This is a genomic window from Streptosporangium sp. NPDC049078, assembly GCF_040648855.1.
Classification (GTDB): Bacteria; Actinomycetota; Actinomycetes; order Streptosporangiales; family Streptosporangiaceae; genus Streptosporangium.
The window spans coordinates 1-14,762 of sequence record NZ_JBEZEL010000004.1 but is presented as its reverse complement, the minus strand read 5'-3'; the positions used below and the strand labels follow the sequence as shown (position 1 = coordinate 14,762).

General features: G+C 73.2%; 11 protein-coding genes. All 11 read left to right on the top strand.

Translation table 11 applies throughout. The annotated features are described in order from the left end of the window. Positions 1 to 191 precede the first annotated feature (191 nt). Entirely contained in the window at positions 192 to 2,348 is a 2,157-nt protein-coding gene (locus AB0B90_RS07235; protein WP_362921363.1) for a glycosyl hydrolase family 65 protein, read from the top strand. 35 nt (positions 2,349 to 2,383) lie between these two features. Then, complete coding sequence (locus AB0B90_RS07230) at positions 2,384 to 3,184, top strand: universal stress protein (RefSeq protein WP_362921806.1); 801 nt, start codon at positions 2,384 to 2,386, stop codon at positions 3,182 to 3,184. 130 nt (positions 3,185 to 3,314) lie between these two features. Then, positions 3,315 to 4,181: a universal stress protein gene (locus AB0B90_RS07225; RefSeq protein ID WP_350946124.1), complete on the top strand. Its 867-nt coding sequence runs from the start codon at positions 3,315 to 3,317 to the stop codon at positions 4,179 to 4,181. After that, the gene (locus AB0B90_RS07220; RefSeq protein WP_350946123.1) at positions 4,181 to 4,663 is read left to right on the top strand and encodes a CBS domain-containing protein; all 483 of its coding nucleotides are present in this window, start codon (positions 4,181 to 4,183) and stop codon (positions 4,661 to 4,663) included. The genes AB0B90_RS07225 and AB0B90_RS07220 overlap by 1 nt, the downstream gene beginning before the upstream one ends. A gap of 111 nt (positions 4,664 to 4,774) precedes the next feature. After that, entirely contained in the window at positions 4,775 to 7,063 is a 2,289-nt protein-coding gene (locus AB0B90_RS07215; protein WP_362921360.1) for a heavy metal translocating P-type ATPase, read from the top strand. A gap of 205 nt (positions 7,064 to 7,268) precedes the next feature. Beyond that, positions 7,269 to 8,303 (top strand): 3-oxoacyl-ACP synthase III family protein, encoded by a 1,035-nt coding sequence (locus AB0B90_RS07210; RefSeq protein WP_350946121.1) that lies wholly within the window; start codon positions 7,269 to 7,271, stop codon positions 8,301 to 8,303. Continuing rightward, on the top strand, positions 8,300 to 8,533 hold the full coding sequence (locus AB0B90_RS07205; RefSeq protein ID WP_350946120.1) for an acyl carrier protein: 234 nt from the start codon (positions 8,300 to 8,302) through the stop codon (positions 8,531 to 8,533). The genes AB0B90_RS07210 and AB0B90_RS07205 overlap by 4 nt, the downstream gene beginning before the upstream one ends. Beyond that, the gene (locus AB0B90_RS07200) at positions 8,530 to 9,285 is read left to right on the top strand and encodes a 2-oxo acid dehydrogenase subunit E2 (protein WP_350946119.1); all 756 of its coding nucleotides are present in this window, start codon (positions 8,530 to 8,532) and stop codon (positions 9,283 to 9,285) included. The genes AB0B90_RS07205 and AB0B90_RS07200 overlap by 4 nt, the downstream gene beginning before the upstream one ends. Then, a complete protein-coding gene (locus tag AB0B90_RS07195; RefSeq protein ID WP_350946118.1) occupies positions 9,282 to 10,364 on the top strand; it encodes an alpha/beta hydrolase in 1,083 nt (360 codons plus the stop codon). Before AB0B90_RS07200 ends, AB0B90_RS07195 begins: the two co-directional genes overlap by 4 nt. Further along, positions 10,361 to 11,125: an alpha/beta fold hydrolase gene (locus tag AB0B90_RS07190; RefSeq protein ID WP_362921357.1), complete on the top strand. Its 765-nt coding sequence runs from the start codon at positions 10,361 to 10,363 to the stop codon at positions 11,123 to 11,125. The genes AB0B90_RS07195 and AB0B90_RS07190 overlap by 4 nt, the downstream gene beginning before the upstream one ends. A 111-nt stretch (positions 11,126 to 11,236) precedes the next feature. Continuing rightward, positions 11,237 to 14,762 (top strand): beta-ketoacyl synthase N-terminal-like domain-containing protein (locus AB0B90_RS07185; protein WP_362921355.1); only part of this gene is annotated, 3,526 nt, incomplete at its 3' end.

Genomic DNA, 14,762 nt, shown 5'->3' with positions numbered 1-14,762 from the left:
GGCCTGAGACCTGAGGTCTCTCCCCAGGAAACCCGGGGAGAGGGTCGGACACCCGCCGACGGCGAGCCTTGCCGGGACGAAAGTCCTTTCCGGCCGGGGCGGAAGGCTCTGCCGCGACGGAGGGGAGCGCGAGAGCCTGTGGGGGCCGCCGTCGCCGCTCCCGGCGTCGGCGCGAGGCGATATGGGGGCCGATGGACGACCCGGACCGCCGACGGCGTGATCGTACCTTCGAGGCGGTGGCGTTCGACCGGTGCGCCACCGAGATGCCGCACGGGGTGCCGCACGGGGCTCGCGACGGGCGGGTTCCCCGGGTGGACGACGATCCTGCGTGGACGATCCGCGAGACGGGCACCGATCCGTCGCGGCACCGGGTGACCGAGACGCTCTTCACCCTCGGCGCCGGAGGTTTCGCCACCCGGGGATCGGTGGAGGAGGACGCCCCCGGATCGGTTCCGCTGGTGCTCGCCGAGGGGATCTACACCGGGACCGGATCGGGGCAGCACCTGCTGCCGGGTCCCCAGTGGACCGGGCTCGTCCTGCGCCCGCCTCTCGAGGAGGACCTGCGCGTGCTCGACCTGCGCGCCGGCGTGCTGGTCCGGGAGGAGATCGGCCACACCTGTCCGGTACGGACGCTGCGGTTCGCGTGCGTGAGCCGGCCGGGGGTGGTGGCGATGCGCGCCGAGGCGGGCGCCGGGCGGCTGCGGGCGGGGCCCGCCCTGCGATCGCCCTCGGAGGGCCAGGTCACCGAGGGCCGGCTCGACGGCCACACCTGGTCGCGCGCCACCGCCGACCACGCGGGCATGGCCGCCGTGGCGACGCAGCGTACGGGCCGCGACGGCGAGGTACGCACCCTGGAGCGGATCGTCGCCTACACGGCCGACCCCGCTCGCCGGCCGGTGCCGCGCGACGCCGTCGCGGCGCTGGAGGCGGCCAGGGAGCTCGGCTTCGACCGGCTGCTCGCCGAGCAGCGGGCGGCGTGGGCGGCACGCTGGGAGGCCGTGGACGTCCGCATCCCCGATGATCCCCAGGCGCAGCTCGCCGTCCGGTTCGCGCTGTTCCACCTGTGGAGCGTCGCCGGGCGCGGTGAGGAACTGGCCGTCGGCGCGCGAGGGCTGTCCGGTGGCGGCTACGCCGGTCATGTCTTCTGGGACGCCGACGTGTTCGTCCTGCCCGCCCTCGCGAGCGTTCATCCGGCCGCGGCCAGGGCGATGGTCGTCTACCGGATCCGCCGCCTGGCCGCGGCGCGGGCCCGCGCCGCGGCCCTGGGCCTTTCCGGCGCGCGCTTTCCCTGGGAGTCCGCCGCCACCGGAGAGGAGGTGACCCCCGCCCGAGGGTGTCTGGGCGGCGAGCCCCTCGCCATCCTCACCGGGCGGATGGAGGAGCACATCACCGCCGACGTCGCCTGGGCCGCCGCCCACTACGCGCGCTGGAGCGGCGACGGCGCCTTCCTGGCCGGACCCGCGCGCCCTCTCGTGATCGAGACCGCCCGCTACTGGGCGTCGCGCTGCCGGGTGGACGGGGAGGGGCGGGCCCACATCGGGGAGGTGATCGGGCCGGACGAGTACCACGAGGCGGTGACGGACAACGCGTTCACCAACGTGATGGCCCGGTGGAACCTGCGGCAGGCGGCCGATCTCGTCGCCCCGGACTGCGAGGAGGGCTGCCGGTGGCGCGCGCTCGCCGACCGCCTGGTGGACGGCTACGATCCCACCTCGGGAAGATATGAGCAGTTCGCTGGATATTTCCGGCTGGAGCCGCTCACGATGGAGGGAATCGCCGTCCCGCCGGTCGCCGCCGACCTGCTGCTCGGTCACGAACGGCTCGCCGCCACCCAGATCATCAAACAGCCCGATGTCCTCATGCTCCACCACCTGGTGCCCGAGGAGGCCGAGGAGGGCTCGCTGGAGGCGAACCTCGACTTCTACGGTCCCCGTACCGCCCATGGCTCGTCGCTCTCACCGGCGATCACCGCCTGCCTGCTGGCCAGAGCGGGCCGCCCGGAGGAGGCGCTCGACCTGCTGCGCACCGCGCTGGTCCTGGATCTGGACGACCTCACCGGGACCACGGCCACCGGCCTGCACATGGCCACGTTCGGGGGTGTGTGGCAGGCGCTGCTCACCGGCTTCGCGGGAGCGAGGGTACGCGGAGGGATCCTGTGCGTGGATCCCCGGCTTCCCGCGTCGTGGGGAAGCCTGGGCGTGCGATTTCTGTGCCTGGGCCGCCGGGTGCGGCTGGACATCACCCCGGAGGCGGTCGACGTGCGGACCGACGGGGCGCTGCGGGTGCGGCTGGGCGCGGGCGACCCGCGGGAGGTGATCGGCTCCGCCCGCCTGCCGCTGGGCCGATGACGCGGAGAAAAGGGAGAGGAGTGGACGAAGTGAACATGGCGGATGTGCTGGCCGTGGTCGACGACGGCGGCGACGAGGATGAGGCCGCGGCCGTGACCGGCGTCGCCCGGGCGGTGGCGGAAATTCTCCGCACGGGCATTCGAGAGATCCACCTCGCCCCCGGCTCCGGGGCACGGGAGACCGCGGCGACGGTGCTCCGCGAACTGGAGCGGACGAGCACGCTTCTCGGCGTCCTCGCCGACGGCGCCCCGCCCGGGGTCATGTCCTGGTGGGTCGTACGCCGCTGCACCAAGCCGGTCGTCCTGCTGCCTCCCTCACCGGCGCCTGTGGTGCCTCCGACGACTCCGGTGACACCGGTGGCGCGAGGGACGCCGCTGACACCTCACCACGTCATCTCCCGGGTGCTCCTGCCGCTGGACGGATCCTTCGAGGCCGCGGCGGCCGTCATCGAGACCGCGCGGCTGTTCACCCGCACCGGCGTCGATCTGGTGGTCCTGCACGTCTTCGACGAGGTGACCGTTCCCCGCTTCTGGGATCAGGCCGCACACGCCAGGCAGGCGTGGGAGCAGGAGTTCCTGGCCCGTCACTGCGCGTGTCCCGGGGTGCGCCTGGAGCTGCGCAGCGGAGTCGCCGGAGAGCAGGTGGTGAGCGTGGCGGCGGCCGAACACGTGGATCTCATCGCGCTGGGATGGTCACAGCACCTCGACGAGGGAAGGGCGCGGACCGTACGCGAAACCCTGGCCGGCGCCCGCGTCCCGGTGATGCTGATCCCGGTGGCCCGGCACGAGGAGACCTCGTCCGGCGAAAGCGGGCCGCGAGAGCGGCCGGCCCGATGATCGGACCCGCGGGCGACGGGCAGGCGACGTTTCGCGCGGCGGGTCGGAAGTCCCTGACGGACGGGCCTTTGGCCCACTGCGCGAAACGCCGCCGACCGGTCGAATGGAAGCAGAACCCAAGGAGGTCGACATGGCAGCGCACACAGTGGTGGGCGTGGACGGCTCATCTCCCTCGGACGTCGCGGTCGAATGGGCCGCCGACGACGCGGTCCGGCGCGGATGCGCCTTGAAGATCGTTTATGCGTGCGAGGCGTGGCCCGGTGACATCCCGCTGCAGACCCCTCCGGGTTTTCGTGACTCCGTCGCCGAGTACGGCCTCCAGACGCTGGAACGCGCGGCCGCACTCGCCCGGGAGCGCGCCCCGCACCTGGAGGTGGACACCCTGCTGGGGACGGGCCCGGTGATCGAGGTCCTGCGGCGGGAGGCCGAGGACGCCGAGCAGGTCGTGCTGGGCAGCCGAGGGCTGGGCGGATTCACCGGGCTGCTGCTCGGATCGGTCTCGCTGGCCCTCGCCGGGCATGCCGCCGCCCCCGTCGTGGTCGTCAGGGCCGTCCCCGAGCGGACCTACGGCCGCATCGTCGTGGGCTTCGACGGCTCCGACCACTCGGCGGTGGCGCTGGAGTACGCCTTCGAGGAGGCCGCCCGCCGCGGCGCCGGGCTACGGGCGATCCACACCTGGCAGATGCCCGTGGTGGGACCGGGCGCCCTCGTCTACACCCCGCTGGTCGAGGACATCCTCGCCGCCCAACAGAACCTCTGCACGGACACGCTCACCGCCTGGCGGGAGAAGTACCCGCGGGTCGAGGTCGAACAGACACTCGTCTGCGGGCATCCGGTCGGCGTCATCTGCGAGGCCTCGGCCACCGCCGACCTGGTCGTCGTCGGTTCCCGGGGACTGGGCAGGGCCGGTTCGGCCCTGCTGGGCTCGGTCAGTCACGGAGTCCTGCACCACGCCCGCTGCCCCGTCGCCGTCGTCCAGGCCCGAGGGGAGGCGTGATGGACACCGGTAACCTCACGGTGGCGCAGGTGATGAGCCGGACACTGGTCGCCGTCGACCTCGGGGAGTCCCCGCTCATGGCCTGGGAGATCATGCAGCGAGCGGGGGTCCATCACCTGCCGGTCGTCGACAGGCATGGTTGCCTGCGCGGGATCCTGACCCGCGAGGACCTCACCGCCCACTGGTCAGGCGGCCCGATCGAACAGTCACGCGTGCCGGTCCACGCGTTGCTGGCCGACCGACGCCGCCCGCACACCACACCCGACACGCCTCTGGCCGACGCCGTCGCCGCGATGATCGACGCCGGCGTCGACGCGATCGGGGTCATGGGTAAAGGCCACAAGCTGGCGGGGATGATGACCTCCACCGACGTGCTGCGAGCCGTGGCCGGCCGCATCACCGAGCAACCGGAGCCGCCGGAGCTGATGACGGGGATGTTCCGCCTGGTCCCGGTGATGCCGTCCCACGTCCCCTCGGGATGAGCCGGACGCCGCGCATCGGCTCCCGTCGCCGACGTCCGTCCGCGGTCCCGGAGCCCTGACCGAAGCAGACCTCCGTCCCCGGGCCGGGACGGCTACCCGCGGGAGGCGCGGATGACGAGACGCCTTGGCATGGTCGTCTTCCTCGCGGTGACCGCGTGCGGGCTCCTGGCCGGAGCCGTACTTCACCTCGCCGGCGCGGGCGCCGCCGGTGATCTGCTGTGGGCGGCGGTCACCTGCGTCGCCCTGGTGCCCGCGGCGGGATGGGTGGTGGCGGCACTGCGTGGCGGCCGGCTGGGCGTGGACGCCATCGCCGTACTCGCCCTGGCCGGAGCGCTCGCCGTGCGGGAGTATCTCGCCGGAGCCCTGATCGGCGTGATGCTCGCCACCGGCAGGGCACTGGAGGACTACGCCTCACGCCGGGCCCGCCGGGACCTGACCGCGCTGTACGAACGAGCGCCCCAATCGGCCCGGCGCTACCGGGACGGGGTGGCCGCCCTCGTGGAGGTCGATCAGGTGCGGCCCGGCGACCTGCTGCTGATCCCGCACGGTGAGACGGTCCCCGTCGACGGCGTGATCGCGAAGGACGCGGCACTGCTGGACGAGTCGGCCCTGACGGGAGAGTCGGTCCCGGTGAGGCGCGCCACGGGGGAGAGCGCGCGCAGCGGCGTCGTGAACGCCGGCCCCGCCTTCGACCTGTGGGCGAGCCGCAGCGCGGCCGAGAGCACCTACGCGGGGGTGGTGCGGCTGGCCCGGCAGGCGCAGGCCGACAGCGCCCCCGTCGTACGGCTCGCCGACCGGTTCGCCGCCTGGTTCCTGCCCCTCACGCTCCTGCTGGCGGGAGCCGCCTGGCTGCTGTCCGGCCAGCCGGTACGGGCTGTGGCCGTACTGGTCGTGGCCACCCCCTGCCCGCTGCTGCTCGCCGCACCGGCGGCCATCGCCTCAGGACTGTCGCGTACGGCGCGGCACGGCGTGGTGGTGAAGGGCGGGGCGGCGCTGGAAAGGCTGGGACAGGCACGCACCCTCATCGTGGACAAGACCGGAACGCTCACCGCGGGACGCCCCCAGGTCGTCGACGTCGTGGCCGCGCCCGGCGTCCGCGCCGACGACGTGCTGCGCTGGGCGGCGGCGGTGGATCAGATGTCCTCCCACGTCCTGGCCGCCGCGATCGTCGAGGCCGCCCGCACCCACCGGGCCGAGCTTCCGAGGCCGACCGAGGTTCTGGAGCGGCCCGGAATCGGTACCGAGGGGGTGGTGGAGGGCCGCCGGACAGCGGTCGGCAAGGCGACGGCATCCCCTGCCGCGGACTCCCCGGGGTGGGAGCGGGCCCAGCGGGCGCGGGCCGCGCTGGACGGGGCCATCACGGTCTGGGTGACCGTGGACGGCGAGACGGCGGGCGTGATCCTGCTCCGCGACGCCGTACGGGCGGACGCGGCACGGACCCTGCGGCGGCTGCGCACCGCCGGCATCGAGCGGGTGATCATGCTCACCGGGGACCGGGCCGAGGTCGCCGAGAGCGTGGGCACGGTGCTCGGCGTCGACCGGGTCTTGGCCGAGCAGAGCCCCGAGGCCAAGGTGCGGGCCGTACGGCAGGAGACGGCCAGGGCGGTGAGCGTGATGGTGGGCGACGGCGTCAACGACGCCCCCGCGCTGGCCGCCGCCGACATCGGGGTCGCGATGGGCGCCCGCGGCTCGGCCGCCTCCACCCAGGCGGCCGACGTGGTGCTCACCGCCGACCGCCTGGACCGGCTCGCCGACGCCATGGACGTCGCCCGTCGCTCCCGCCGCATCGCCGTGCAGAGCGCGAGCGCGGGGATGGCCCTCTCGTTGCTGGCCATGGCCGTGGCGGCGGCCGGAGCGCTGCCACCCGCCTCCGGTGCCCTGCTCCAGGAGGTCATCGACGTGGCGGTGATCCTCAACGCGCTGCGGGCCCTGCGTCCCGCCCGGGGAACCCGCACGGTGGTCGACGCAGGCACCGAGTCCCTGCTGCGCCGCTTCAAGATGGAGCACTCCTCGCTGAGGCCGCCTCTGGAACTGATCCGGGAGACCGCCGACGAGCTGGCCGGCACCTCCCCGATGGAGGCCCTCGGCCGGCTGCGGGAGGTCCACACCTTCCTCACCGAACGCCTGCTCCCGCACGAACGGGCCGAGGAACGACGGCTCTACCCGGCGATGGGACGCGTTCTCGGCGGACCCGAGGCCACGATGACCATGAGCAGGGCACACGCGGAGATCGAACGGCTCGTGCGCCGGCTGGGGCGTCACCTCGCCCTCGCCGAGGACGGCGGGGTGCGCCCCGAGCAACTCGACGACCTGTGCGCCTGCCTGTACGGCCTGCACGCGGTCCTCCTGCTGCACTTCGACCAGGAGGAGGAGGCCTACTTCTCCCTGGCCTCCCTGTGACGCCGATCGCGACCGAGCGCAGGCGTCCGTCGTCCGGCGTCTCCGTCCGGCGGGGCGGTTCATCACTCGCTTAGTGCTGCTTTAGCAGGCGTCATTAGCGTTCCGACGAGGAAGGCCGACGTGGGATCCGCGACGCCACCTCGGGAGTACCGGACCGCCCGGCGACGACACGCGTGACGCGGACACGGCTCGATGGAGGAGCAGCATGGGGGAAAGCCCGATACGAGTTCTGTCCGTGGGGACGGCCCTTCCCGGGCCCCCCGTCGACACCGCCGCACTGGCCGAGCGCTTCGGGATGGACGACCTCTGGCGGCAGTGGGTCGACACCTTCATTGGCACACGGACCCGGCACCTCGCGATCGACCTGAAATCGGGCGAGCGCCACCACGACCTGGCCGATCTCGGCGAGCGCGCGGCGGTTCAGGCCCTCGACCGAGCGGGGATCTCCGCCGCGGAGATCGACGTGGTGGTGCTCGGTACCGCCACCCCGGACACGCTGATGCCGACCACCGTGAACGTGATCGCCGACCGGCTGCGTATCGACGGCGTGCCGACCTTCCAGCTCCAGTCGGGCTGCTCGGGGGCCGTGCAGACCTTCGACGTGGCGGCCGCGCTGCTGGGCAGTGGCCGGTACCGGACCGCGCTGGTGATCGGCGGGGACGTCATCGCCAAGCACTACGACCTCAAGGCCGACCTGGCCGCGTTGCCGCCCGACGAGGTCGTCAACTACCTGCTGTTCGGTGACGGAGCCGGAGCCGCGGTGCTCAGCACCGAGGACCACCCCCAGGCGCCGGTGGTCCGCTCTGTGCTCACCAGGCTGTCGGGCCTGGACCGCGCCCCCGGCCAGACCCTGCGGTGGTACGGCCTGGCGGACCGCGACACCGCCGAGGCGCCGGCGAGTGAGGACTACAAGGCCATCGAGAAGCTCGTGCCCGTCCTGGCCGAGGAGGTCGCAGAAGAACTCCTGGACGACCTCGGCTGGGAGCGGGACCAGGTCGACTATCTGCTGCCTCCCCAGCTGTCCGTCACCATGACCGACAAGATCGCCAAGCGGCTTGACTTCTCGTCGGCCAAGGAGATCTCCTGCGTCGGCGAGACCGGCAACAACGGCAACGCCCTGCTGTTCTTCCAGCTCGACCGCCTGCTGCCGGAGATGGCGACACCGTCGCGCGCGGTCGCGGTGGCGATCGAGTCGAGCAAGTGGATCAGAGCGGGCCTCGCGCTGGAGCGTGACCGATGACGGCCGGGATCTCGCGGGCGGAGTTCGTGGACCTGCTCCAGGACGAGATCGGGCTCGACGTCGGCGCGGAGAACCTGGGGCGGGCCTTCGACGATCTTCCCGGCTGGGATTCGGTACGGCTCCTGGCGATGCTCGTCCTGCTGGAGAAGCACCTGGGAAAGCCGTTGTCGCTCCCGGACTTCCTGGAGGCGGCGAACCTCGAATCGATCTACGAGGTGGTGAACCGTTGACCGAGCAGCCTTTCGCCGACCAGCGCCGCCACACCCTGTTCTTCCTCGACCAGATCCGTGACTTCTCGCCGGTCTTCCTCGACACCGAGATCGACGCGACGGCGATCGTCGCGGGACGCGAGCGGGCGCGGCGAGCGGGGGAGCGCCGCTCGGTGGTCTCCTACGTCGTGCACGCGGCCGCGGGCGTGCTGCGCAAGCACCCCGAGGCGAACACGGCGATCCAGGGCCGCCTGGACCCGGTCGTCGCCACGTACGACACCGTCGCCGCCAAGGTCACCCTCGACAAGACGCTGGACGGCCGCAGGGTCGTGCTGGCGACGGTGATCCCCCGCCTGGAGAACGCGAGCCTCGCCGACGTCCAGGCGCACCTGGACCGGGCGATCGAGGCCGATCCCGACACCGCAGAGGAGTTCGCCGGTATCCGGGCCCTGCGGCTGCTTCCCTGGCAGGTGGCGCTCGACCGGTTCCGGGAGGCCGCGGGACTGCTGGAGCGGCGCCCCGCCGTCACCGGGACGTTCAGCGTCACCTCGCTCGGCCACCGGGCGGTCGACGGTTTCCACTCCGTCGGCGGCACCACGATCACCCTGGGGGTCGGCCGGATCGCCGACCGCCCGGTCGTCAGGGACGGCGAGATCGTGATCGCCCCGGTCATGCGGCTCTCCATGGCGTTCGACCACCGCGTGATCGACGGAGCGGAGGGCGCCGACGTACTCACCGAGATCAAGGACGCGCTGGAGGGATACGCCGAATGAACGACCTGGCCGAGCTCAAACGGTTCGTGGTGGCGCACGCGATCTCCCAGAACCTGCCCACCGGCCACTACGCGAGCCCCCTGGAGCGGATCAGCTCCGACAGCGGTGACGAGCCGGGCTCGTGGCCGTATGAGTGGATCCGAGCGGGGGAGGAGGCGGAGGCCGCGGGTGAGACGCTGGCGGCCTGCCAGTACTACAACCTGGGACGGTTCCCGTTCGTCGACGGCCCGGGCCGCAAGCGGGCGCTCGCGCGCTGCGTCGAGGCGTTCGAACGCTGGCGGCGGGAGTGGCCGGGGATCGAAGCGGTCACCGTCGAGGTCGATGGGCTGCCCGTCAAGGTGTGGGCCACGGGCCTGTCCGCCGAGGAGCCGCGCCCGCTGCTGGTGATGACCGGCGGCATCGTGAGCCCCAAGGAGCAGTGGGCCCCGGTGCTGCCGCAGATCGCGGCCTTCGGGATGGCCGGGGTCGTGGCCGAACTCCCCGGCGTCGGCGAGAACCCCCTGCGCTACGGTCCGGACGGCTGGCGGCTGTTCACCGCGATACTGGACGCCCTGGCCGGGCGGGCGAAGGTGTCCGAGACGTATCTGCTCGCGCTGAGCTTCGGCGGTCATCTGGCGCTCACCGCCGCGCTGCGCGATCGGCGGATCCGCGGCCTGGTCGGCAACGGAACGCCGATCCACGACTTCTTCACCGACACCGCCTGGCAGGCGCGGGTGCCGACGATCACCAGGGACACCCTGGCGCATCTGGTGGGTGTGCCGCCCCAGGCGGTGTTCGCGCGCATCCGGGACTGGGCGCTCGACGACGAGAGCCTGCGCGACCTGGAGGTCCCGTTCGCCACCGTGACCGCGACCAGGGACGAGATAATCCCGCCTGGCGACACCGAGCGGCTCAAACGCTCCGTGCGCGACCTGAGGCTGATCGAGCACTCCGACGTGCACGGCGCCCCGTCGCACCTGGCGGAGACCCGGGCGTGGAGCCTGCTCGCGATACAGGAGATGCGGCCCGACGCCGACCCCCGGGTCACGGCGGCGCTCGGCGCCGCCCTTGAGGCGGCCCGCGCGGGGACGGGCCGATGACCGCGACGGGAACGGCGGCGAGGAGCGACTGGCTGCGGCAGTTCGCCCCGGCCGACGCCGACGCCCCCTGCGTGGTGGTGTTCCCCCACGCCGGTGGGTCGGCCGCCTTCTTCACCCAGTTGGCCCAGGAGCTCTCACCGGCGGTGCGCGTGCTCGTCGTCCAGTACCCGGGCCGCCTGGACCGGCGCGGTGAACCGGCCGTCGAGGACCTGCGGGAACTCGCGCGCAGGATCGCCGCGGTGATCGCCGAGGAGCGGCCGGCCGCGCCCCTCGCCTTCTTCGGGCACAGCATGGGCGCCCTGGTGGCCTTCGAGGCCGCACTGCTCGGCGAAAAGGGCCTCGGCGCCGTCCCCGACCTGCTCTTCGTCTCCGGCGGGCGCGCCCCGGCCCTGACCCGGGTCGACCCGGGGATCCTGCGAGACGACCGCGCCCTGATCGAGGAGGTCGTGCGCCTCGGCGGGACCTCCCGGCGGGTGCTGGAGGACGAGACCCTGCGCGACCTCGTCCTTCCCGCGCTGCGCAGCGACTACCGCGCGCTGCGGGCGTACGTCCCGGCACCGGGCGCGCGGGTCGGCTGCCCGATCGTGGCGCTGACCGGGGACCGTGACCCGCTCGCGGCCGTCGCCGAGGTGGAGCGGTGGCGCGAGAACACCTCCGGCGGGTTCCGGCTCAGGGCCTTTCCCGGGGACCACTTCTACCTGACCCCGCGGTCGCGGGACGTGGCGGAGACGGTGTGGCTGGCGCTCACCGGCCGGGACTGAGCTCGCGTACCTCCCACCACGACATCAAACCCACGACACCGGTACGACACCGCACCCACGGCCTCGCACGGCCCTGCCGTCATGCCGTCACGAGCGAGAGTGAGGCAGCAGTTGAGCAGCAACGACCAGCGGGTGTCCCGGCCGATCGCGGTGATCGGAGCAGCGTGCCGTCTCCCCGGGGCATCGGACCCGCGCGCTTTCTGGCGGTTGCTCGACGAGGGGCGCGGTGCCGTTCGGGAGATCCCCGCTCATCGGGGCCTCTCCGCGGTCCCGGCCGAGCTCGCCCAGGGCAATCCGGGCCTCCGCTACGGCGGCTACCTCGACGACATCGCCGGGTTCGATCCCGAGTTCTTCGGGGTCTCACCGCGCGAGGCCGCCGCGATGGACCCGCAGCAACGGCTCGTACTGGAGCTGGCCTGGGAGGTGCTGGAGGACGCCGGGCTGGTCCCCGCCACGCTCCGCGACAGCGCGACCGGCGTTTTCGTCGGCTCCATCGCCGACGAGTACGCCGCGCTGTCACGCGCCTCGGCGATCGGGCGTCACACGCTCACGGGAACGACCCGGGGCATCATCGCCAACCGGGTGTCCTACGCCCTCGGCCTGCGGGGGCCGAGCATCGCGGTGGACACCGCCCAGTCGTCGTCGCTGGTCGCCGTGCACCTGGCCGTCGAGAGCCTGCGGCGCGGCGAGAGCAGGCTCGCGCTCGCCGGTGGCGTGAATCTCATCGTGGACCCCGCCGGCACCGCCGCGGTCGCGCGCTTCGGCGGGTTGTCCCCTGACGGGCGCTGCCACACCTTCGACCGCCGGGCAGGCGGCTACGTTCGCGGTGAGGGCGCCGGGCTGGTGCTGCTCAAGCCGCTGGACGCGGCGGTCGAGGACGGCGACCGCGTCTACGCGGTGCTGCTCGGGAGCGCCGTCAACAACGACGGCGCGACCGACGGGCTCACCGTGCCGAGCGCGCGGGCGCAGGCCGAGGTGATCGGGAAGGCGTGGGCGGCGGCCGGGGTGTCACCGTCCGACGTGCAGTACGTCGAACTGCACGGCACCGGCACGCGGGTCGGGGACCCGGTGGAGGCCAGAGCCCTCGGCCTCGCCCGGGACGGCGGCCCCGTGCTGCACGTCGGCTCCGTCAAGACCAACATCGGCCATCTGGAGGGCGCGGCCGGGATCGCCGGCCTGCTGAAGACCGTTCTCAGCGTCAGCGAGCGCCGGCTGCCCGCGAGCCTCAACTACTCCGAGCCGAACCCGGACATCGATCTGGACGCCTGGCGCCTGACGGTACGCGACCAGGGCGGCGTCTGGCCCCGACAGGACGAGAGGCTCGTCGCCGGTGTCAGCTCGTTCGGCATGGGCGGGACCAACTGTCACATCGTGGTGGCCGAGGCGCCCGAGCCGCACGGACATTCCACGCCGCACGGACATTCCACGGTGCCGGGACCTTCTCGGGAGCCGGACGTCCGCGCGCCGCGGACTCCCCTGGTGCTCAGCGCCAGGACCGAGCCCGCGCTGAGGGAGCAGGCGGCGCGGCTGCGAGACCTCGTCGCCGAACACGGTGAGATCCCTCCGGGGCTGCCGCGGAGCCTCGCCACCACACGGACCGCGTTCGAGTGGCGCGCCGCCGTCACCGGTGACGCGCCGGCCGGGCTGGAGGCGCTGGCCGACGGCCGTCCCGCGGCCGGGGTCGTGACGGGACGGGCAGGGAGCGCGCCGGTCGCGGTGCTGTTCCCCGGGCAGGGCAGCCAGCGGCTCGGCATGGGACGCCGGGCACACCGGGACTTTCCCGTCTGGCGGTCGGCGTTCGACGAGGTGGCCGCCGCCCTGGACGATCGGCTGTCACGCCCGATCAAGGACGTCGTCTGGGCAGAGCCCGGCAGCGCCGAGGCCCGGCTGCTCGACCGGACCGCCTTCACCCAGCCCGCGATCTTCGCGGTCGAGGTGGCGACCTTCCGCCTGCTCGCCTCCCTGGGTGTCGAACCGTCCTTCGTGGCCGGTCACTCCATCGGGGAGGTGGCCGCCGCACACGTCTCGGGCATCCTCGACCTGCCCTCCGCCGCGGAACTGATCGTCGCCAGAGGCCGGCTCATGGAGTCGCTGCCCGCGGGCGGCGGCATGCTCGCCGTGAGCGCGGGGGAGGCGGACGCCGCGGAGCTGCTCGCCCTGGCCGGCGGAACCGCGGTGATCGCCGCCGTCAACGGCCCGGAGTCCGTGGTCGTCGCGGGCGGGACGCGCACGCTGGAGGAGGTCGCCGCGCTCGGTACCGCTCGGGGGTACCGCACGCGCAGGCTCCCGGTGAGCCACGCGTTCCACTCCCCGCTGATGGACCCGGTGCTCGACGACTTCCGGGAGGTGCTCGCCGGGATCTCGTTCGGCGGATCCCGCATCCCGTTCGTGTCCACCGTGACCGGTGAGCTCGTCGAGAGCACCGATCCGGAGTACTGGGTGGAGCACGCCCGCCGACCGGTGCGCTTCGCCGACGGGCTCACCCGGCTCCGCGAGCTGGGTGCCGGGATCTTCGTGGAGGCGGGACCCGGGGCGACCCTGAGCGGGCTCGGCCGGGAGGCGGAGGGCAGGAAAGCGGCGTTCGTGCCGGTCCTCGGCAGGCACGACGAGGTGGAGGTCGCCGTCGGCGGGCTGTTCACCGCCGGTGTGCCGCTGGACTGGGACGCGGTCTTCCCGCCCGGCGGACCCCGCCTCGCCCTGCCCACCTATCCGTTCCAGCGCGAGCACCACTGGCTGGACGCCGTTCCCGGCCGGGAGGCGGCTGTCGCCGAGGTCCCGGTTCCCGGCAGGGGACCCGCCCCCGCCGCTCCCGCTCTCTCCGCGGGGAAGGCCGACGTGGGGCGCCGCGTCCTCGGTGAGGTGGCGGCGGTGCTGGGCTTCTCGGATCCGGCCCGCGTCGACCAGGACGTCACCTTCAAGGACCTGGGCCTGGACTCGCTGGGCATGGTCGAGCTGCGCGACAGGGTCGGTGCCGCCCTCGAGGTCGACCTGCCCGCGGCCACCCTGTTCGGTTACCCCACCACCGCCGCCCTGATCCGACACCTGACCGCCGATACCGCCCCGGACGCGCCGGCCCCCACCGCCGGTCACCGCGACGACCCGGTGGTGATCGTGGGGATGGGGTGCCGGTTTCCCGGTGGGGTGGCCTCGCCCGAGGATTTGTGGGAGCTGGTGGCGTCGGGGACGGACGCGATCGGGGAGTTTCCCGCCGATCGCGGCTGGGACCTGGAGGCCCTCTACGACCCCGACCCCGAGCGTCCCGGCACCTCCTATACCCGGCAGGGCGGTTTCCTGAGCGGTGCCGGTGAGTTCGACGCGGCCTTCTTCGGGATGAGTCCGAGGGAGGCGTTGGCGACCGATCCGCAGCAGCGTCTGTTGTTGCAGGTGGCGTGGGAGGCGTTGGAGCGGGCGGGCATCGATCCGCTGTCGCTGAAGGAGAGCGACACGGGCGTGTTCATCGGCGCGACCGCGTCGGACTACACCCCCCGCCTCCACGAGGGCGGCGGCGCGTCCGACGGCTACCTCCTCACCGGAGGCAGCATCAGTGTGGCGTCGGGTCGGATCGCGTATGTGCTGGGGTTGCGGGGGCCGGCGTTGACGGTGGATACGGCGTGTTCGTCGTCGTTGGTGGCGTTGG

What these genes read in the sequence shown, in the direction of transcription:
- AB0B90_RS07235 (WP_362921363.1), top strand. Translation starts at nt 192, where the DNA reads ATGGACGACCCGGACCGCCGACGGCGTGATCGTACCTTCGAGGCGGTG.
- AB0B90_RS07230 (WP_362921806.1), top strand. Translation starts at nt 2,384, where the DNA reads ATGGCGGATGTGCTGGCCGTGGTCGACGACGGCGGCGACGAGGATGAG.
- AB0B90_RS07225 (WP_350946124.1), top strand. Translation starts at nt 3,315, where the DNA reads ATGGCAGCGCACACAGTGGTGGGCGTGGACGGCTCATCTCCCTCGGAC.
- AB0B90_RS07220 (WP_350946123.1), top strand. Translation starts at nt 4,181, where the DNA reads ATGGACACCGGTAACCTCACGGTGGCGCAGGTGATGAGCCGGACACTG.
- AB0B90_RS07215 (WP_362921360.1), top strand. Translation starts at nt 4,775, where the DNA reads ATGACGAGACGCCTTGGCATGGTCGTCTTCCTCGCGGTGACCGCGTGC.
- AB0B90_RS07210 (WP_350946121.1), top strand. Translation starts at nt 7,269, where the DNA reads ATGGGGGAAAGCCCGATACGAGTTCTGTCCGTGGGGACGGCCCTTCCC.
- AB0B90_RS07205 (WP_350946120.1), top strand. Translation starts at nt 8,300, where the DNA reads ATGACGGCCGGGATCTCGCGGGCGGAGTTCGTGGACCTGCTCCAGGAC.
- AB0B90_RS07195 (WP_350946118.1), top strand. Translation starts at nt 9,282, where the DNA reads ATGAACGACCTGGCCGAGCTCAAACGGTTCGTGGTGGCGCACGCGATC.
- AB0B90_RS07190 (WP_362921357.1), top strand. Translation starts at nt 10,361, where the DNA reads ATGACCGCGACGGGAACGGCGGCGAGGAGCGACTGGCTGCGGCAGTTC.